This is a genomic window from Teichococcus deserti (genome assembly GCF_001982615.1).
GTDB classification, from domain to species: Bacteria; Pseudomonadota; Alphaproteobacteria; order Acetobacterales; family Acetobacteraceae; genus Pseudoroseomonas; species Pseudoroseomonas deserti.
The window spans coordinates 21,677-36,543 of the sequence record NZ_MLCO01000102.1 but is presented as its reverse complement, the minus strand read 5'-3'; the positions used below and the strand labels follow the sequence as shown (position 1 = coordinate 36,543).

Here is a 14,867-nt window from a genome sequence, read left to right as displayed (position 1 = left end):
GCGGCGGGCGCCGGCGCGGCAGGGGCCGCCGCGGCCGGCGGCGCGTTGCGGCGGGCTTCGGCCTCGGCCTTGCGGCGGACCTCGTCCTCGGCCTTCTGGCGGGCTTCCTCGACGGCGCGCTCCGCCTCTTCCTCGGCGCGGCGACGCTCTTCCTCGACCTTGCGCGCGGCCTCCTCGGCGGCGCTGCGCACCATCAGGGCCTGACGCTCGCGCTCCTCGCGCTGGCGCTGGGCCTCCATCCGGCGATGCTCTTCCAGCACGCGCAGGCGGGTGGCCTGCTCGGCCTGGTTCAGCGGACGGCCGGCCTGCTGGCCACCGCCGCCGCCACCACCGCTGCCGCCGCGATTGGCGGGGCCGGTTGCGCTGCGCTGCGGGCCGCCCGCAGGACGCGGGCCGGTGGCCGGGCCCGAGGCCGGCTTGCCGCCCGGCGCCGGCGGACCGCCGGCGCGCTTCTTCACCACTTCAACCTGCACGGTCTTGCCGCGACCATGGCTGAAGGACTGGCGCACCGTGCCAGCAGCCTCGGTCTTGCCAAGCTCGAGGCGGCCGCCCGGCCGAAGGCTCAGCCTGCTCTTCGCCGCGTCCTGCTCATTCTGGTCGCTCATTCGTTCGCCTGAACCCGATCCGTCTTGTGCCATCAATCCTACCGCGAGCCGTTGCCGGGCTCACGTCCCCGCTCCGCTCGCGGCACCGGAGACAGCGGCCAGACGGCCCGCCTCCTGCACCAACATGTCGGCAATCCGTCCGGGGGCTATCGCTACGTGCACCGCATGGTCCCTTCCGAATACCGCGCCCAATTCCTGCGCCGACAGCACCGCCACAATCGGCGTGCCACGCCGCCCGGCCAGCCTGTCGCGCTCTGACAGGCTGCCGTCGCTCGCCTCGACCAGCAGCGCCGCCCGTCCGGCCTGCAGCCATTCGCGCACCTGCTGGAAACCGCTCACCGCCTGGCCGGCCCGGCGCGCCAGACCCACCTGGTCGCGGATGCGACCTTTGAGGCCAGTCTCGATCCGGGCGCGAAGGTCGGGGGGCAATTGCACCTGGCCGCGGGCGGCCCTGTGAAAGGCGCCCCGGCTGAGGGCGCGTTCTAGCACATCGGCCCGCGCGCTCAACCACATTCCCCGGCCGGGCAGCCTCCCGCCCAGGTCGGGGACCAGCTCGCGCCCGGGACCGAGCACGAAGCGCAGCATCGCCTCCTTCGGCAAGCTGTCCCGGGTGACGATGCAGCGGCGCATCGGCCCCTTCGGCTCGGGATCCGGCTGACCCTCTTCCGCAGCGCGCGAATCCGCCTCCGGGGCAGAGGCCTGCCCCGGCTGGTCCGGCGTCTGGTCGATGGGCTCCGGGACCGGGGTCCCGTCCGTCAGTGGCTGCATCGCTCCGCTTTCACCGGCGGGGGAGGGGAAGATCCCGTCGCCCGCCTCTCAACGACGAAGCCCTGCCGGGCAGGCCCGGCAGAGCATTCCTTCGTCCGGTGGCCTGGCCGGTGGCCAGGCCAGGGTCGTCTCAGGCCGGGCGGCTCTCGCCGTCCTGGCCCTCATCCGCGGCGCCGTCCTCGGCGACCGCCGCGCCGGCGTCTTCCGCGTGGGCGTCTTCCGCGTCGGCGGCTGCCTCATCCCCGGCGTCCTCATCCCCGGCTTCCGCCGAGGCCTTGGCGGGGGCAGCGCCCTCCTCGCCCTCGAACCAGTGCTCGCGGGCGGCCATGATGATGGCGTTGGCCGTGTCCTCGTCCACCGCCTCGGTGCCGAGGATCTCGATCAGCTCGTCGGCGGCCAGGTCGCCGAGATCATCGAGCGTCTTGATGCCCTTCTCGCCCAGCGTCACCAGCATGGCGGGGCTGAAGCCGCCGGCCTCGGCCACCGCATCCTCGACGCCCAGCGCCTGGCGCTTCTCGTCGAGCTCCTGGTCGCGACGGTCCAAGAAGGCCTGGGCCCGGCGCTTCAGCTCGGCCGCGACGTTCTCGTCGAAGCCCTCGATGCCGGCCAGGTCGTCATCCTCGACCTCGATCAGCTCCTCGACGGTGCTGAAATCCTCGCTGACCAGCAGGCCGGCGATGACGTCATCCACGTCCAGCGCCTCGACGAACAGGCCGGTGCGCTTGCGGAACTCTTCCTGGCGACGCTCGGAAGCCTCGGCCTCGGTCAGGATGTCGATGTCCCAGCGGGTCAGCTGGGAGGCGAGGCGGACATTCTGGCCGCGGCGCCCGATCGCCAGCGACAGCTGGTCATCCGGGACCACGACTTCAACCCGCTTGCTGTCGTCGTCCATCACCACCTTGGACACCTCGGCAGGCGCCAGGGCGTTCACCACGAAGGTGGGGTTGTCGGAAGACCAGGGGATGATGTCGATCTTCTCGCCCTGCAGCTCGGCGACGACGGCCTGGACGCGGCTGCCGCGCATGCCGACGCAGGCGCCGACTGGGTCGATCGACGAGTCGCGGCTGATCACGGCCATCTTGGCGCGGGAGCCGGGGTCGCGGGCGACAGCCTTGATTTCAATAATGCCGTCGTAAATCTCAGGAACTTCCTGCGCGAACAGCTTGGCGAGGAAGCCGGGATGGGTGCGGCTGAGGAAGATCTGGGGTCCGCGCGGCTCTTCGCGCACGTCGTAGATATAGGCGCGGACGCGGTCGCCATTGCGGAAGGCCTCGCGCGGGATGGTCTCGTCGCGGCGCAGCAGGGCCTCGGCACGGCCGAGATCGACCATCAGGTTGCCGTACTCGGTGCGCTTGACGACGCCGTTGATGATCTCGCCGACGCGGTCCTTGTACTCGTTGAACTGCTTCGAGCGCTCGACCTCGCGCACCCGCTGCACGATCACCTGCTTGGCGGTCTGCGCGGCGATGCGGCCGAAATCGATCGGCGGCAGCGGGTCGACGATGAACTCGCCCACCGCGATGCCGGGGCGGATCTTCTGGGCGATGCGGACCGGGATCTGCGTCGCCTCGTTCTCGACCGGCTCGGCCTCGACCACCTCGGTCCAGCGCGACAGCTTCACCTCGCCGGAGCGGCGGTCGATGACGGCGCGGATGTCCTTCTCATGCCCGTACTTGGCGCGGCCGGCCTTCTGGATGGCCTGCTCCATCGCCTCGAGCACCTCGTCGCGCTCGATCATCTTCTCGCGCGCCACCGCCTCGGCGACCTGCAACAGCTCCGGGCGGGCAATGGCAACGTCTGCGGCCATGATGCTCAGTTCCTCTTGGCGTAGGGCGAGGCGTCTTCCTCGGGGGCGTCGTCATCCCCCTCGGGCGTCGCGGACACCGCGGTCGCGGCAATCAACTCGTCGGTCAGCACCAGCTTGGCGCGGCGGATATCGGCGCGCGGCAGGGCGACCTCGGGCCCGTCCTCCGGCTTCAGCCGGGCGGTCTCGGCATCCGCGCCCAGGATGATGCCACGGAAGCGGCGGCGGCCCTCGAAGGGAATCGACATCTCGGCGATGGCCAGGTGGCCGGCGAAGCGGTTCCAGTCCTTGGTCCGGGTCAGCGGCCGGTCGATGCCGGCCGAGGAGACCTCGAGATGCCATTCGCCGGTGAAGGGGTCGTCGACGTCGAGCACGGCGCCGACGGCATGGCTGATCGCCTCGCAGTCGCCGACGCCGATCAGGCTGCCATCGGCCCGGTCGGCCATGATCTGCACGGTCGGCGTCTGCTTGCCCTGGATCTGGACGCGCACGATCTCATAGCCCATGCCGGCCAGCGTCGGCTGGATGGCGGCGGTGATGCGGGCCTCGAGGCCCTCGTTCAGCGGGAGATCGTCTTCCAAAAACAAAAAAGGCGGCCCGTTAAGGCCACCCCCCTGACTGTGCAGCGAAGATGTGTTGCCGCCTCATATAGTCCGGCCCCGGGCCGAAGACAAGAAAAGCCGCGGCCGGCCGCGGAGTCGCCAGGCGGGGCGTCAGGCCGGCGTGTCGGCTTCCGCCAGGCGGGCGACATGGGTGACGCGGCAGCGGCCATGGGTGCGCGCCGTCAGCACCGCGTTGGACAGCCGGTTGTCGTTCACCTCCGCCAGCCCGAAGCCCTGCAGGCGCAGCAGCAGGAAATGGCCGGTGACGCGGACCAGGTAGAGGCCGGGGGCCAGGCCGCTGCGGCGGGCCAGGCCCAGCAGGGTCGGGCGCGGGGCGGTCAGTGGCAGCCGCTCGGCCACGACGCCGAGCTCGGCCAGCGCCTGCACCACGTCGCGCCAATAGGCGGTGACGATCTCGCCCTCCGGCGCGTAGCGCTGCGGCGCGACGGCGCGCAGCAGGGCGCAGGCCATGGCGTAGCTGGTGCCGCCGGCCAGCGCCACCGCGGCCGGGCCGCACCAGCCCAGATTGCCGCCACGTTCCGCCGCCAGCGCCTCGGCGCTGCGACGGCCGGCTTCCTGTGGCGGCAGAGGGCGAATGGTTGCAACCATGACGGCACACGGTGTCGTGAGCTTTGTCGGCGGTCAATGATGATCTGCGCGGCGCAGCATGACATTTCTCGCCTGTGTCACATGCGCCACGCGCTGGCTTGGCCGTTTCGTCCTGCGCCCTCCGCATAACGGCAGAGGTTCCGTCAGGACTGGGTCACCGGTTCGTTCCGGACACCGTGAGGATGCGGCCGCAACCCGTCGTCCGGTCATGCCGCCGGCAGGCCAGGCGGCATCGGGGCGCATGCTGACCCGCGGCCATCTTTGCTGGCCGGTCCGCGGCCGCTGGCGATGCGCCGGCGCTTCACCGGGAGCGCCATGCCGAGGGGCGAGCTGCACCCGCTGCCCCGGCGACCTCCGCAAAGGCCGCGCCCCCTGGAGCGCCCGGCCGCCGGGGGCCGGCCGCCGGTGGCGCGGGAAGGGGGCGTCGCTGCCCCCGCCTTATTTGCGGCGCCAGATCCAGTACATCGGGCTGCGGCCCTCGCGCAGCGCCTTGGCCTCGTAGCGGGTCGGCGGCCAGCCCTCGGGGCGGCTGTGGTCGAGCGAGACGCGCTCGAAGATGTCCTGCGCGGCCATGACCTCGGCGACCCAGGCCTGGTAGGTCGGGTCGTCGGTCGCGATGCGCCACTCGCCGCCCGGGCGGATGGCGCGCTGCAGCACCGGCAGGATGCTCGGATGGACGAAGCGGCGCTTGGCATGGCGCGCTTTCGGCCAGGGATCCGGGAACATCAGGAACAGGCGCGACAGGCTGGACTCGGGCAGGGCGCGCAGCAGCCGGCGCGCATCCTCGGTCCAGAGCCGCAGGTTGGGCGGCAGGGCCGAAGTCGCCTCCTCGCCGTCCGGCACGATGCGGGTCAGCAGCGAGCAGATGCCGTTCTCGAAGACCTCGGCGGCGATCAGCCCGGCCTGGGGATGCGCCTCGATCTGGGCGAGGGCGTGCTCGCCGCCGCCGAAGCCGACCTCGAGCCAGAGCTCCTGCGGCCGCACGGGGAAGCCGGCCCAGGGATCCGCCGGGTCGAAGCCGAGCCGCGGCACCGCCTGGTCGAGCAGCAGCTGCTGCCGCTGGCGCAGGGGATGGCCGCGGCGGCGGCCATAGAGCCGGTCGGGAACCGCGGGGGCTTCCGGCGCGGCCCCGGCCGGCATGTCAGGGATGGTGTCGGGCGCCGCGTCGGGCGGGGAAGGAAGGGTCAATTGATCACCAGCAATGTCTGAATGCGTTCCCAGGCCTCGGTCCAGTATTCCGAGACATAGGCGCCCTTGAACTTGTAGGGCTCGGCGCGGAGGTCGACGGTGCGGAAGCGGCCGGGCGCGACATCCGTGTTGTGCTTCGGCTTCATCTGCACCTTGGTGAAGGAGTTGGTCAGCAGGGCGAAGCGATAGCGCGGCACGACGCGGAAGCGGTAGTAGCGGATCTCCTCGTCCGGCAGATGCTGCAGCACGTCCTTCATCAGCAGCAGATCGGCCTTGGGCAGCCTGGCGGGATCTTCCGGCGCCAGCGCGAAGCGCACTGTCTCGCGGCCATAGGTCGCCTGGTTCCGCTCGACCAGATGCGGCACCACGTCGATTCCCAGATACTCGGCGCGGCCGAAGTTCACATAGCGCGAGAACTGCCAGTCGCCGCAGCCGACATCGACGATGCTGCGGATGTTGTTGCGGGCGATGAAGCGCTCGAGGAACAGCCGGTAATCGACGCTCGCCACCGGCGAGGAGCCGGGGCCGGAGGTGCCGCCCCAGCCCGGACCGGCATAGACATCCTCGAAGGCCTGGCGATAGGCGCTGCGGTCGATGGCCGGCCCGGCAGGAGCTGCCGGTGCATCGCCGAGGGGAGAGGCGGGTTGTCCGGCCCCGGCCAGGCGGGTCTCGATCCCGGCGGCGTCATCCACCATGGCGTCACGTGCTCCTTCGCGAACTGGGCGCAGGGCGACGTTGTACGGGAGATCGTTGCGCATGTCGCCGTCCCGCGCCGGAACCCGGCGGGCGGCGGAAGAGGCGGGGGGGAGACCCCCCGCCCCGATTCTCAGCGGCCGAAGGCGCGCTTCAGCTCGGCGGCCAGGTCGGTCCGCTCCCAGGTGAAGGTGCCCTTCTCCGCGTCCGGCGTGCGGCCGAAATGGCCATAGGCCGAGGTCGGCGCGTAGATGGCGCGGTTCAGGTGCAGGTGCTCGCGGATGCCGCGCGGCGACAGGTTGACCATGTCGTTGACGACCTTGGCCAGCTTCACCTCGTCGATGTCGCGGCCGGTGCCGTGCAGGTCGAAATAGACCGACAGCGGCTTGGCCACGCCGATGGCGTAGGAGACCTGGATGGTGCACTTGTCGGCCAGGCCGGCAGCGACGACGTTCTTGGCGACGTAGCGCGCGGCATAGGCGGCCGAACGGTCGACCTTGGTCGGGTCCTTGCCGGAGAAGGCGCCGCCGCCATGCGGGGCCGCCCCGCCATAGGTGTCGACGATGATCTTGCGCCCGGTCAGGCCGCAATCGCCGTCCGGGCCGCCGATGACGAAGGTGCCGGTCGGATTGACGTAGAGCTCGTCCTCGGGGACGGCCCAGCCTTCCGGCAGGCTGCTGACGACGATCGGGCGGACCAGCTCGCGGACCTGGGCCTGGGTCAGGCCTTCCTCGTGCTGGGTCGAGACGACGACCGAGGCGACGCCGACCGGCTTGCCGTCGACATAGCGCAGGGTGACCTGCGACTTGGCGTCCGGCAGCAGGCCGCGGACCGACTTGTCGTTGGTGCGGCGGCGCTCGGCGATGCGGCGCAGGATCAGGTGCGCGTAGTAGAGCGGCGCCGGCATCAGATCGGGCGTCTCGGTGCAGGCATAGCCGAACATGATGCCCTGGTCGCCGGCGCCTTCGTCCTTGTCGCCCGAGGCATCGACGCCCTGGGCGATATGCGCGGACTGCGCATGCAGGTGGCAGGCGATCTCGGCGTTCTTCCAGGAGAAGCCTTCCTGGTCGTAGCCGATGTCCTGCACCGCCATGCGGGCCAGGTGCATCAGCAGCTCAGGCGTGACGCTGGCCGGGCCGCGGGTCTCGCCGGCCAGGATGATGCGGTTGGTGGTGACCAGCGTCTCGCAGGCCACGCGTGCATAGGGATCGGCTTCCAGGAAGGCGTCCAGCACGGTGTCGCTGATGCGGTCGGCAACCTTGTCGGGGTGGCCCTCGGAGACGGACTCCGACGTGAACAGATATTCGCCCTTGTCGCGCATGGCCCTATTCGTCCTCTTGTCGCGGCGGCGACCGGCAACCCCGGCCTGGCTATCCCTGCGCCGGCGTCGCGGCGCATCTGGTCGCGCCGTCCCGAGAGCCGGCGGCCGCGCGAGCGCGGCCGGGCTGTTTCGCAAGCGGGGGGCGGGGGGTCAAGTGACCATGGCATGCGGCAGCGGGCCGCAGGGCCTGCCAGACCTGCGTCCGGCGCAGAAGGCGGCAAGTTTTAACTGAAGAGTAACCGCGACCCGGACAGGTCACGCCATGCCGATGACATGCTTCATGTCGTAGAGGCCGGGCGGCTGCGCCATCACCCAATGCGCCGCGCGCACCGCGCCGGTCGCATAGACGCGGCGGTCGAAGGAGCGATGGCTGATGGTGATCTGCTCCGAGCCGGCGGTGAAGAGAAGTGAATGCTCGCCGACGACCTGGCCGCCGCGGAGCGCGGCGAAGCCGATCGGGCCGGTGGCGCGGGGGCCGGTATGGCCGTCGCGCCCGCTTTCCAGCCCGACCTCCTCCAGCGTCCTGCCGCGGCCGCGCGCCACGGCGCGGCCCAGGCCGATGGCGGTGCCGGACGGAGCGTCGACCTTCTGGCGGTGGTGCATCTCGACGATCTCGGCGTCGTACTGCTCCGGCGGCAGGGCGGCGCCCATGCGCTCGGCCAGGGCGAAGAGCAGGCTGACGCCAGGGGCGAAGCTCGCCGCATAGACCACGGGAATGGTCCTGGCGGCTTCGGCGACGGTGGCCTCCTGGGCCAGCGACAGGCCGGAGGTGCCAAGGATCAGCGGCGTCTTGCTGGCCGCAGCCAGGCCGGCGTGCCGCTCGGCGGTGGCGGCATGGGTGAAGTCGATCACCACGTCGCTGGCGGCGAAGAGTGCCGGCGCGTCGCCGTCGCGGCCGATGCCACCCGCAAGGGTCGCGCCGGCGGCGGCGATCTCCTCGGCCAGGAGCTGACCCATGCGGCCGGACTGGCCCAGGATGCCGATGCGAAGCGCCATGGCGGGGTCAGTCCTCTTGGCCGGGCTGGGGGATGGGCTGCGGCGGGTGGATGCGCGGCCGGATGACGGCGAACCAGATCAACGCGCCGATCATGGAGAAGGCCATGGCGCTGTGGAAGGCCCAGAACAGCACGGTGCCCAGGATGCGCTTGGTGGTGAAGTCAGCCGAGCAGACCAGCGCCCTGAAGGCCTCGGACACCTCGGCGCCGCCGGCATTCTCGACGCAGATCAGCCGGTGCTCGAGCATCGCCTCGTTGTGGGCGAGCAGGTACCGCCCGACGATGAGGATGAGCCAGAGGGCCAGCAGGGCCAGCGCATAGCGCTTCCCCGTCCATGTCGAGCGCATCTTTTGTCCTGTCCGATCCGGCCGCGTCGGGGGGAAGGCGCTGCCTTCCCCCGCCACGGGCTACCGCCCCAGCCCGTCCCAGAATTCCTTGACCTTGGCGAAGAAGCCTTCGCTTTCGGGGCTGGAATGGCCGTGCTGGCCGCCTTCGCTCTCGAACTGCTCGAGCAGCTCGCGCTGGCGGGAGGTCATGTTCTGCGGTGTCTCGACGGCGACCTGAACATACATGTCGCCGCGCGCGGTGGAGCGCAGGACGGAGAAGCCCTTGCTGCGCAGGCGGAACTGGTCGCCGGTCTGGGTGCCCGCCGGGATGGTGACGCGCGAGCGCCCGCCATCGATGGTCGGCACCTCGACCGCGCCGCCCAGCGCCGCCTGGGTCATGCGCAGCGGCACGCGGACGAAGATGTTCGCCCCGTCGCGCTGGAACAGCTGGTGCGGCTTCACCGCGATATCGACATAGAGGTCGCCCGCCGGCGCCCCGCGCAGCCCGGCCTCGCCCTCGCCCGACAGCCGGATGCGGGTGCCGTCTTCGACGCCGGGCGGGATGGTGACGTTGAGCGTGCGCTCGCGCTGCACGCGGCCGGCGCCCTGGCAAATCTTGCAGGGGTTCTTGATGACCCGGCCGGTGCCGCCGCAGGTCGGGCAGGCGCGCTCGATCAGGAAGAAGCCCTGCTGGGCGCGCACCTTGCCGGCGCCGCCGCAGGTGGTGCAGGTCGACTGGGCGGAGGCCGCCTTGCCTTCGGCGCCGGTGCCGTCGCAGGCCTCGCACTGGATGCTGCTCTGGACGCGCACCGTCTGCCGGGTGCCGGCGAAGGCCTCTTCCAGCGAGATCTCGGCCTGCTGGCGCAGGTCGGCGCCGCGGCCGGCGGCCGCACCGCCACCCCGGCGCCCGCCGCCGAACTGGCCGAACATCTCGGCAAAAATGTCCTCGAAGCCGCCGGCGCCGAAGGGGCTGCCGCCGCCGAAGCCGCCGCCCGGGCCGCCGCCGCCCTCGAAGGCGGCATGGCCGTAGCGGTCATAGGCGGCGCGCTTCTCGGGGTCCTTGAGCACGTCATAGGCCTCGCTGCACTCCTTGAAGGAGGCCTCGGCAGCCTTGTCGCCCGGATTGCGGTCCGGGTGGTGCTTCATGGCGAGCTTGCGATAGGCCTTCTTCAGCTCATCGTCGCTCGCCCCCCGGGCGACACCCAGGGTCTCGTAATAATCCTTCTTGGCCATGGCGTGGCCTGTCCCCCAAGTTCCGGAACGACGAAGCGTCCGGCCCCGCGAAGGGCCGGACGCAGCGGGTCAGCGCAGTCCGAGCCGGATCAGCTCGGCTTCTTCTTCGCCGGGTCGACATCCTCGAACTCGGCGTCGACCACCTTCTCGCCCGCCTTGGCCTCGGCGCCGGCGGCCTCGGGATTGGCGCCGGCGGCACCCTCGGCGGCGGCGGCCGCCTTGTAGACCGCCTCGCCCAGCTTCATGGACGCGGCGCCCAGGCGCTCGGTCGCGGCCTTGATGGCCTCGACATCGTCGCCCTCGCGGGCGCTGCGGGCGGCTTCCAGGGCGGCCTCGGCCTCGGCCTTGTCGGCCTCGCCCACCTTGTCGCCGTTCTCCTTCAGCGTCTTCTCGGTGCCGTGGATCAGCGCCTCGAGCTGGTTCTTGGTCTCGACGCCCTCGCGGCGCTTCTTGTCGGCCTCGGCATTGGCCTCGGCGTCCTTCACCATCCGCTCGATATCGGCATCCGACAGGCCGGACTTGGCCTGGATCTTGATCTGCTGCTCCTTGCCGGTCGCCTTGTCCTTGGCGCTGACCGAGACGATGCCGTTGGCGTCGATGTCGAAGGAGACCTCGATCTGCGGCACGCCGCGCGGGGCCGGGGTGATGCCCTGCAGGTCGAAATTGCCCAGCAGCTTGTTGTCCGCCGCCATCTCGCGCTCGCCCTGGAACACCTTGATGGTGACCGCGGTCTGGTTGTCGTCGGCGGTGGAGAAGGTCTGGCTCTTCTTGGTCGGGATCGTCGTGTTGCGGTCGATCAGCCGGGTGAACACGCCGCCGAGCGTCTCGATGCCCAGCGACAGCGGCGTCACGTCGAGCAGCAGGACATCCTTGACCTCGCCCTTCAGCACACCGCCCTGGATGGCGGCGCCGATGGCCACGACCTCATCCGGGTTGACGTTGCGGGCCGGCTCCTTGCCGAAGAACTGCTTCACCGCCTCGACGACCTTGGGCATGCGGGTCATGCCGCCGACCAGGATCACCTCGTCGATCTCGCCCGCCGAGAGGCCGGCATCCTTCAGCGCCAGGCGGCAGGGCTCGAGCGTGCGCTGCACCAGGTCGTCGACCAGGCTCTCCAGCTTGGCGCGGCTGACCTGCAGCACCAGGTGCTTCGGGCCCGAGGCATCGGCGGTGATGAAGGGCAGGTTGATCTCGGTCTGCTTGGCGCTCGACAGCTCGATCTTGGCCTTCTCGGCCGCTTCCTTCAGCCGCTGCAGGGCGAGCTTGTCGCCGCGCAGGTCGATGCCGTTCTCCTTCTTGAACTCGTCCGCCAGGTAGTCGATGACGCGCTGGTCGAAGTCCTCGCCGCCCAGGAAGGTGTCGCCGTTGGTCGACTTCACCTCGAAGACGCCGTCGCCGATCTCGAGCACGGAGACGTCGAAGGTGCCGCCGCCGAGGTCATAGACCGCGATGGTGCCGGTGGCCTTCTTGTCCATGCCGTAGGCCAGCGCGGCCGCGGTCGGCTCGTTGATGATGCGCAGCACCTCGAGGCCGGCGATGGCGCCCGCCTCCTTGGTCGCCTGGCGCTGGCTGTCGTTGAAATAGGCCGGGACGGTGATGACCGCCTGGGTCACCTTCTCGCCGAGATAGGCCTCGGCGGTCTCCTTCATCTTGGTCAGCACATTGGCGCTGATCTGCTGCGGCGCCTGCTTGGAGCCGCCGGCCTCGACCCAGGCATCGCCGTTGTCGGCGCGGACGATCTTGAAGGGGGCCAGGCCCGCTTCCTTCTTGACCATCGCGTCGTCGAAGCGGCGGCCGATCAGGCGCTTCACCGCATAGAGGGTATCGGTCGGGTTGGTGACCGCCTGGCGCTTCGCGGCCTGGCCCACCAGCCGCTCGCCATTCTTGGCGAAGGCGACCATGGACGGCGTCGTGCGCGCGCCCTCGGCGTTCTCGAGCACCTTCACGTCGCCGCCTTCCATGATGGCGACGCAGCTGTTGGTGGTGCCGAGGTCGATGCCGATAACCTTGCTCATCCGAGTTCTCCTCCTGGCGGATGGGGGTGGCCCGTTCATGGCGCCACGCTCATCCCCGTGCTCATCAGGCGTGATCTGGGGGTTGCCGGCCCGGGCAAGAGAGGCGCCCGGGCGGCGGTGTCAGCGATGTATTCAGCGCGGCGCCGCCGGACAAGGGTGGTTCGCCGCGCTGCGCAAGAAATGTGCAGGTCCGGCCGCCGCCAAGGGCGCGGCCTCGGCCAGCAGGTAGCGCACCAGCTTCCCGTTGCGCGGGTCGCGCGCCTCGCCGGCAGGGGCGAAGCCGAGCCGCGCGTGGAAGGCCAGGCTTTCCGGATTGGGCGGGTCGAGATTGACCTCGCAGCCCAGCCGGTGCAGCCCCTCCTGCAGCGCCACCGCGGCCAGCGCGGCGTAGAGCCTGCGGCCGATGCCCATGCCCTGCGCCGCCGGCTCGACCACGATTCGGTCGACATAGACGGCCTCGGGGTGGTGGGCGCGGATCCAGCCATGGTTGGGGCCGTGCAGCGGCCCCTCCGGACCCAGCGCCACCATCAGCCCGAGCAGCTCGCCCGCCTCGCCCCAGGCGCCGACCGCCAGGAAGGCGTCGGCGCAGAGCGTGGCGAAGCCAGCGGCCGCCAGCGCGTTGACCGGGCCGTCATGCCGGTTGTTCAGCGCCAGCAGCGCCGGCTGGTCGGCCGGCGCCACGGCGCGGAGGATGAGGCCGGTCACCGCCAGGTCAGGCCGTCTCGGAGACGCCTTCGCCGGCCACGACCACCATGGCGGGCTTCAGCAGGCGGCCGTTCAGAAGCCAGGCCGGGGTCCAGGCCTGCAGCACCGTGCCGGCGGCGACGCCCTCCGGCGGCGGCTGCTGCGCCATGGCCTGGTGCAGCTCGGGGTCGAAGGGCTTGCCGGCGGCTTCCTGCCGGGTCACGCCGTTGCGCTCCAGGATGCCGATGAAGGCGCGCTCGACGCCCTCGAAGCCGCCGCGCAGCTTGCCCAGCAGCTCGGCCTCGCCCTCCTGCGCGGCGGGCAGGGCGTCGAGGCCGCGGCGCAGGTTGTCGGCCGCCTCGACCACGTCGCGGGCGAATTTCTGCACCGCGTAGTTGCGGGCGTCGTCGACGTCGCGCTTGGTGCGGTTGCGCAGGTTCTGCATCTCGGCTTCCGAGCGCAGCCAGCGGTCCTTGAGCTGGGCGATTTCCGCCTCCAGCTCGGCGATGCGCGCCTGGGCGTCGACCGGGGCCTCCGGCTGGCCCTGCTGGGCCTCGGTTTCGCTGGGCTTGCTCTGATCGTTCATCACCGGCTTCTTTTCAGATCCAATCGTCATCGGCCGGCGCGCCCCCCGGATGGGCAGGCCGCGGCCATTCAGCCCCATCACCTAGGCAAAGAGACGGCCCAGGACAAGGAAGGAGACGCGCGTCAGCCGATCCGCCGGGGGCGGGGCTGCTTTTCCGGCCCGGCCGTGGCATTCGGGGCGCGCGCTCCCCCCTGCAGAAGGCCGTGCCGATGCCCGTGACCCGACCCCGCGCCATCCTCTTCGACTGCGACGGGGTGCTGGCCGACAGCGAGGCGCTGGCCGCCCAGGTGGTGGCCGACGACCTGGCCGGCCGCGGCTTCCCGGTGACGCCGGAGCTCTGCCAGGACGTCTTCCTCGGCCGCGCCGTGCCCGACATGGTGGCGGTGATCGAGCAGCGCTTCGGCCGGGTGCCGGATGACTGGCCGGCGCAGATCGGCCGCGCGCTGACCCGCCGCATGGCCGAGGAGGTGGTGCCGGTGCCCGGGGCGATGCAGGCCCTGCGCAGGCTGGCCGCCTCCGGCATCCCGCTGGCCTGCGCCTCCAACTCCTCCCGCGCCGAGCTGTCGGCGAAGCTGGCGCGGCTCGGCGTCGCCGAGCTGTTCCAGGGTCGCGTCTTCTCCTTCGAGGATGTCGACCGGCCGAAGCCCTATCCCGACATCTACGCCGCCGCGGCGGCCTCCTGCGGCGCGGCACCGGCGGATTGCGTGGTGGTCGAGGACAGCCTGCCCGGCATCCGCGCCGGCATCGCCGCCGGCTGCCGGGTGCTGGCCCTGGTCTGGGAGCTGCCCGAGGCCCTGCTGCGCGCCCAGGGCGCCGAGCCCTTCCGCCACATGGACGAGCTGCCTGGCCTGCTGGGGGTGGCGTGATGGAGGCGCTTTCCGGCTGGTATCCCTGGATCAAGGCGTTGCACCTGGCGGCGGTGATCGCCTGGATGGCCGGGCTGTTCTACCTGCCGCGGCTCTATGTCTACCACACGCCTTCCCCGGTCGGCTCCGAGCGCAGCGAGCTGTTCAAGGTGATGGAGCGCCGGCTGCTGCGCGGCATCATGAACCCGGCGATGATCGCCACCTGGATCCTCGGCCTGACCCTGGTGTCGATCCCGGGGGTCATCGACTGGTCGGCCGGCTGGTGGCACCTGAAGCTGGCCGGCGTCATCGCCATGAGCGGCTTCCACATGCACCTGGCCGCCGCCCGCAAGGCGCTGCTGGCGGACCAGCGGCGGCACAGCGAGCGCTACTGGCGCTTCATGAACGAGGTGCCGACCCTGCTGATGCTGGTCATCGTCATCATGGTGATCGTAAAGCCTTTCTGACCCTTTTCCGTCCTGGCGGCCGGATCGCCGCAGGATCCGGGCGGAAATGCTTGAAACAGAGTGTGAAACCCCCATTTGCCCCATTGACGGAAGCGCGTCGCGGCCCCTAGCCTCGCAACGCTTCCC

The 14,867-nt window shown here is 70.9% G+C and carries 16 protein-coding genes; 2 read left to right on the top strand and 14 right to left on the bottom strand.

Annotated elements, in window-relative coordinates; all coding sequences use genetic code 11:
• The 14 genes from BKE38_RS12540 to BKE38_RS12475 form a co-directional block, all read right to left on the bottom strand.
• Positions 1-605: translation initiation factor IF-2 associated domain-containing protein (locus BKE38_RS12540; RefSeq protein ID WP_207553555.1), on the bottom strand; the 605-nt coding region annotated here is incomplete at its 3' end.
• A 60-nt stretch (positions 606-665) separates the two neighbouring features.
• Positions 666-1,373, bottom strand: a complete 708-nt coding sequence (locus BKE38_RS12535) for an RNA-binding protein (RefSeq protein ID WP_083747511.1) — start codon at positions 1,371-1,373, stop codon at positions 666-668.
• A gap of 130 nt (positions 1,374-1,503) precedes the next feature.
• Positions 1,504-3,180 (bottom strand): transcription termination factor NusA, encoded by a 1,677-nt coding sequence (gene nusA / locus BKE38_RS12530; protein WP_083747510.1) that lies wholly within the window; start codon positions 3,178-3,180, stop codon positions 1,504-1,506.
• Positions 3,181-3,185: 5 nt separating this feature from the next.
• The gene (gene rimP / locus BKE38_RS12525) at positions 3,186-3,758 is read right to left on the bottom strand and encodes a ribosome maturation factor RimP (RefSeq protein ID WP_165694169.1); all 573 of its coding nucleotides are present in this window, start codon (positions 3,756-3,758) and stop codon (positions 3,186-3,188) included.
• Between the two features lie 132 nt (positions 3,759-3,890).
• Entirely contained in the window at positions 3,891-4,388 is a 498-nt protein-coding gene (locus tag BKE38_RS12520; RefSeq protein WP_076957650.1) for a hypothetical protein, read from the bottom strand.
• 438 nt (positions 4,389-4,826) lie between these two features.
• Positions 4,827-5,528, bottom strand: coding sequence for a tRNA (guanine(46)-N(7))-methyltransferase TrmB (gene trmB, locus BKE38_RS12515; RefSeq protein WP_076957649.1), 702 nt, complete (start codon positions 5,526-5,528; stop codon positions 4,827-4,829).
• A gap of 44 nt (positions 5,529-5,572) precedes the next feature.
• On the bottom strand, positions 5,573-6,334 hold the full coding sequence (locus BKE38_RS12510; RefSeq protein ID WP_131829579.1) for a class I SAM-dependent methyltransferase: 762 nt from the start codon (positions 6,332-6,334) through the stop codon (positions 5,573-5,575).
• Positions 6,335-6,402: 68 nt separating this feature from the next.
• Complete coding sequence (gene metK / locus BKE38_RS12505) at positions 6,403-7,590, bottom strand: methionine adenosyltransferase (RefSeq protein WP_076957647.1); 1,188 nt, start codon at positions 7,588-7,590, stop codon at positions 6,403-6,405.
• A 255-nt stretch (positions 7,591-7,845) separates the two neighbouring features.
• Positions 7,846-8,586, bottom strand: a complete 741-nt coding sequence (dapB, locus tag BKE38_RS12500) for a 4-hydroxy-tetrahydrodipicolinate reductase (protein ID WP_076957646.1) — start codon at positions 8,584-8,586, stop codon at positions 7,846-7,848.
• Between the two features lie 7 nt (positions 8,587-8,593).
• Positions 8,594-8,932, bottom strand: a complete 339-nt coding sequence (locus BKE38_RS12495; RefSeq protein ID WP_076957645.1) for a hypothetical protein — start codon at positions 8,930-8,932, stop codon at positions 8,594-8,596.
• A gap of 60 nt (positions 8,933-8,992) precedes the next feature.
• On the bottom strand, positions 8,993-10,144 hold the full coding sequence (gene dnaJ / locus BKE38_RS12490) for a molecular chaperone DnaJ (protein ID WP_076957644.1): 1,152 nt from the start codon (positions 10,142-10,144) through the stop codon (positions 8,993-8,995).
• Positions 10,145-10,233: 89 nt separating this feature from the next.
• Positions 10,234-12,159: a molecular chaperone DnaK gene (gene dnaK, locus BKE38_RS12485; RefSeq protein ID WP_076957643.1), complete on the bottom strand. Its 1,926-nt coding sequence runs from the start codon at positions 12,157-12,159 to the stop codon at positions 10,234-10,236.
• Positions 12,160-12,291: 132 nt separating this feature from the next.
• Positions 12,292-12,864, bottom strand: a complete 573-nt coding sequence (locus BKE38_RS12480; protein ID WP_076957642.1) for a GNAT family N-acetyltransferase — start codon at positions 12,862-12,864, stop codon at positions 12,292-12,294.
• Between the two features lie 7 nt (positions 12,865-12,871).
• Positions 12,872-13,429 carry a nucleotide exchange factor GrpE gene (locus BKE38_RS12475; protein WP_242662335.1) on the bottom strand — a complete coding sequence of 186 codons (558 nt, stop codon included), beginning with the start codon at positions 13,427-13,429 and terminating at the stop codon, positions 12,872-12,874.
• Positions 13,430-13,638: 209 nt separating this feature from the next.
• Here BKE38_RS12475 and BKE38_RS12470 point away from each other — a divergent pair, with 209 nt between their 5' ends.
• Entirely contained in the window at positions 13,639-14,295 is a 657-nt protein-coding gene (locus tag BKE38_RS12470; RefSeq protein ID WP_076957641.1) for an HAD family hydrolase, read from the top strand.
• Positions 14,295-14,741, top strand: coding sequence for a protoporphyrinogen oxidase HemJ (gene hemJ, locus BKE38_RS12465; protein ID WP_076957640.1), 447 nt, complete (start codon positions 14,295-14,297; stop codon positions 14,739-14,741). The genes BKE38_RS12470 and hemJ overlap by 1 nt, the downstream gene beginning before the upstream one ends.
• Positions 14,742-14,867: the final 126 nt, after the last annotated feature.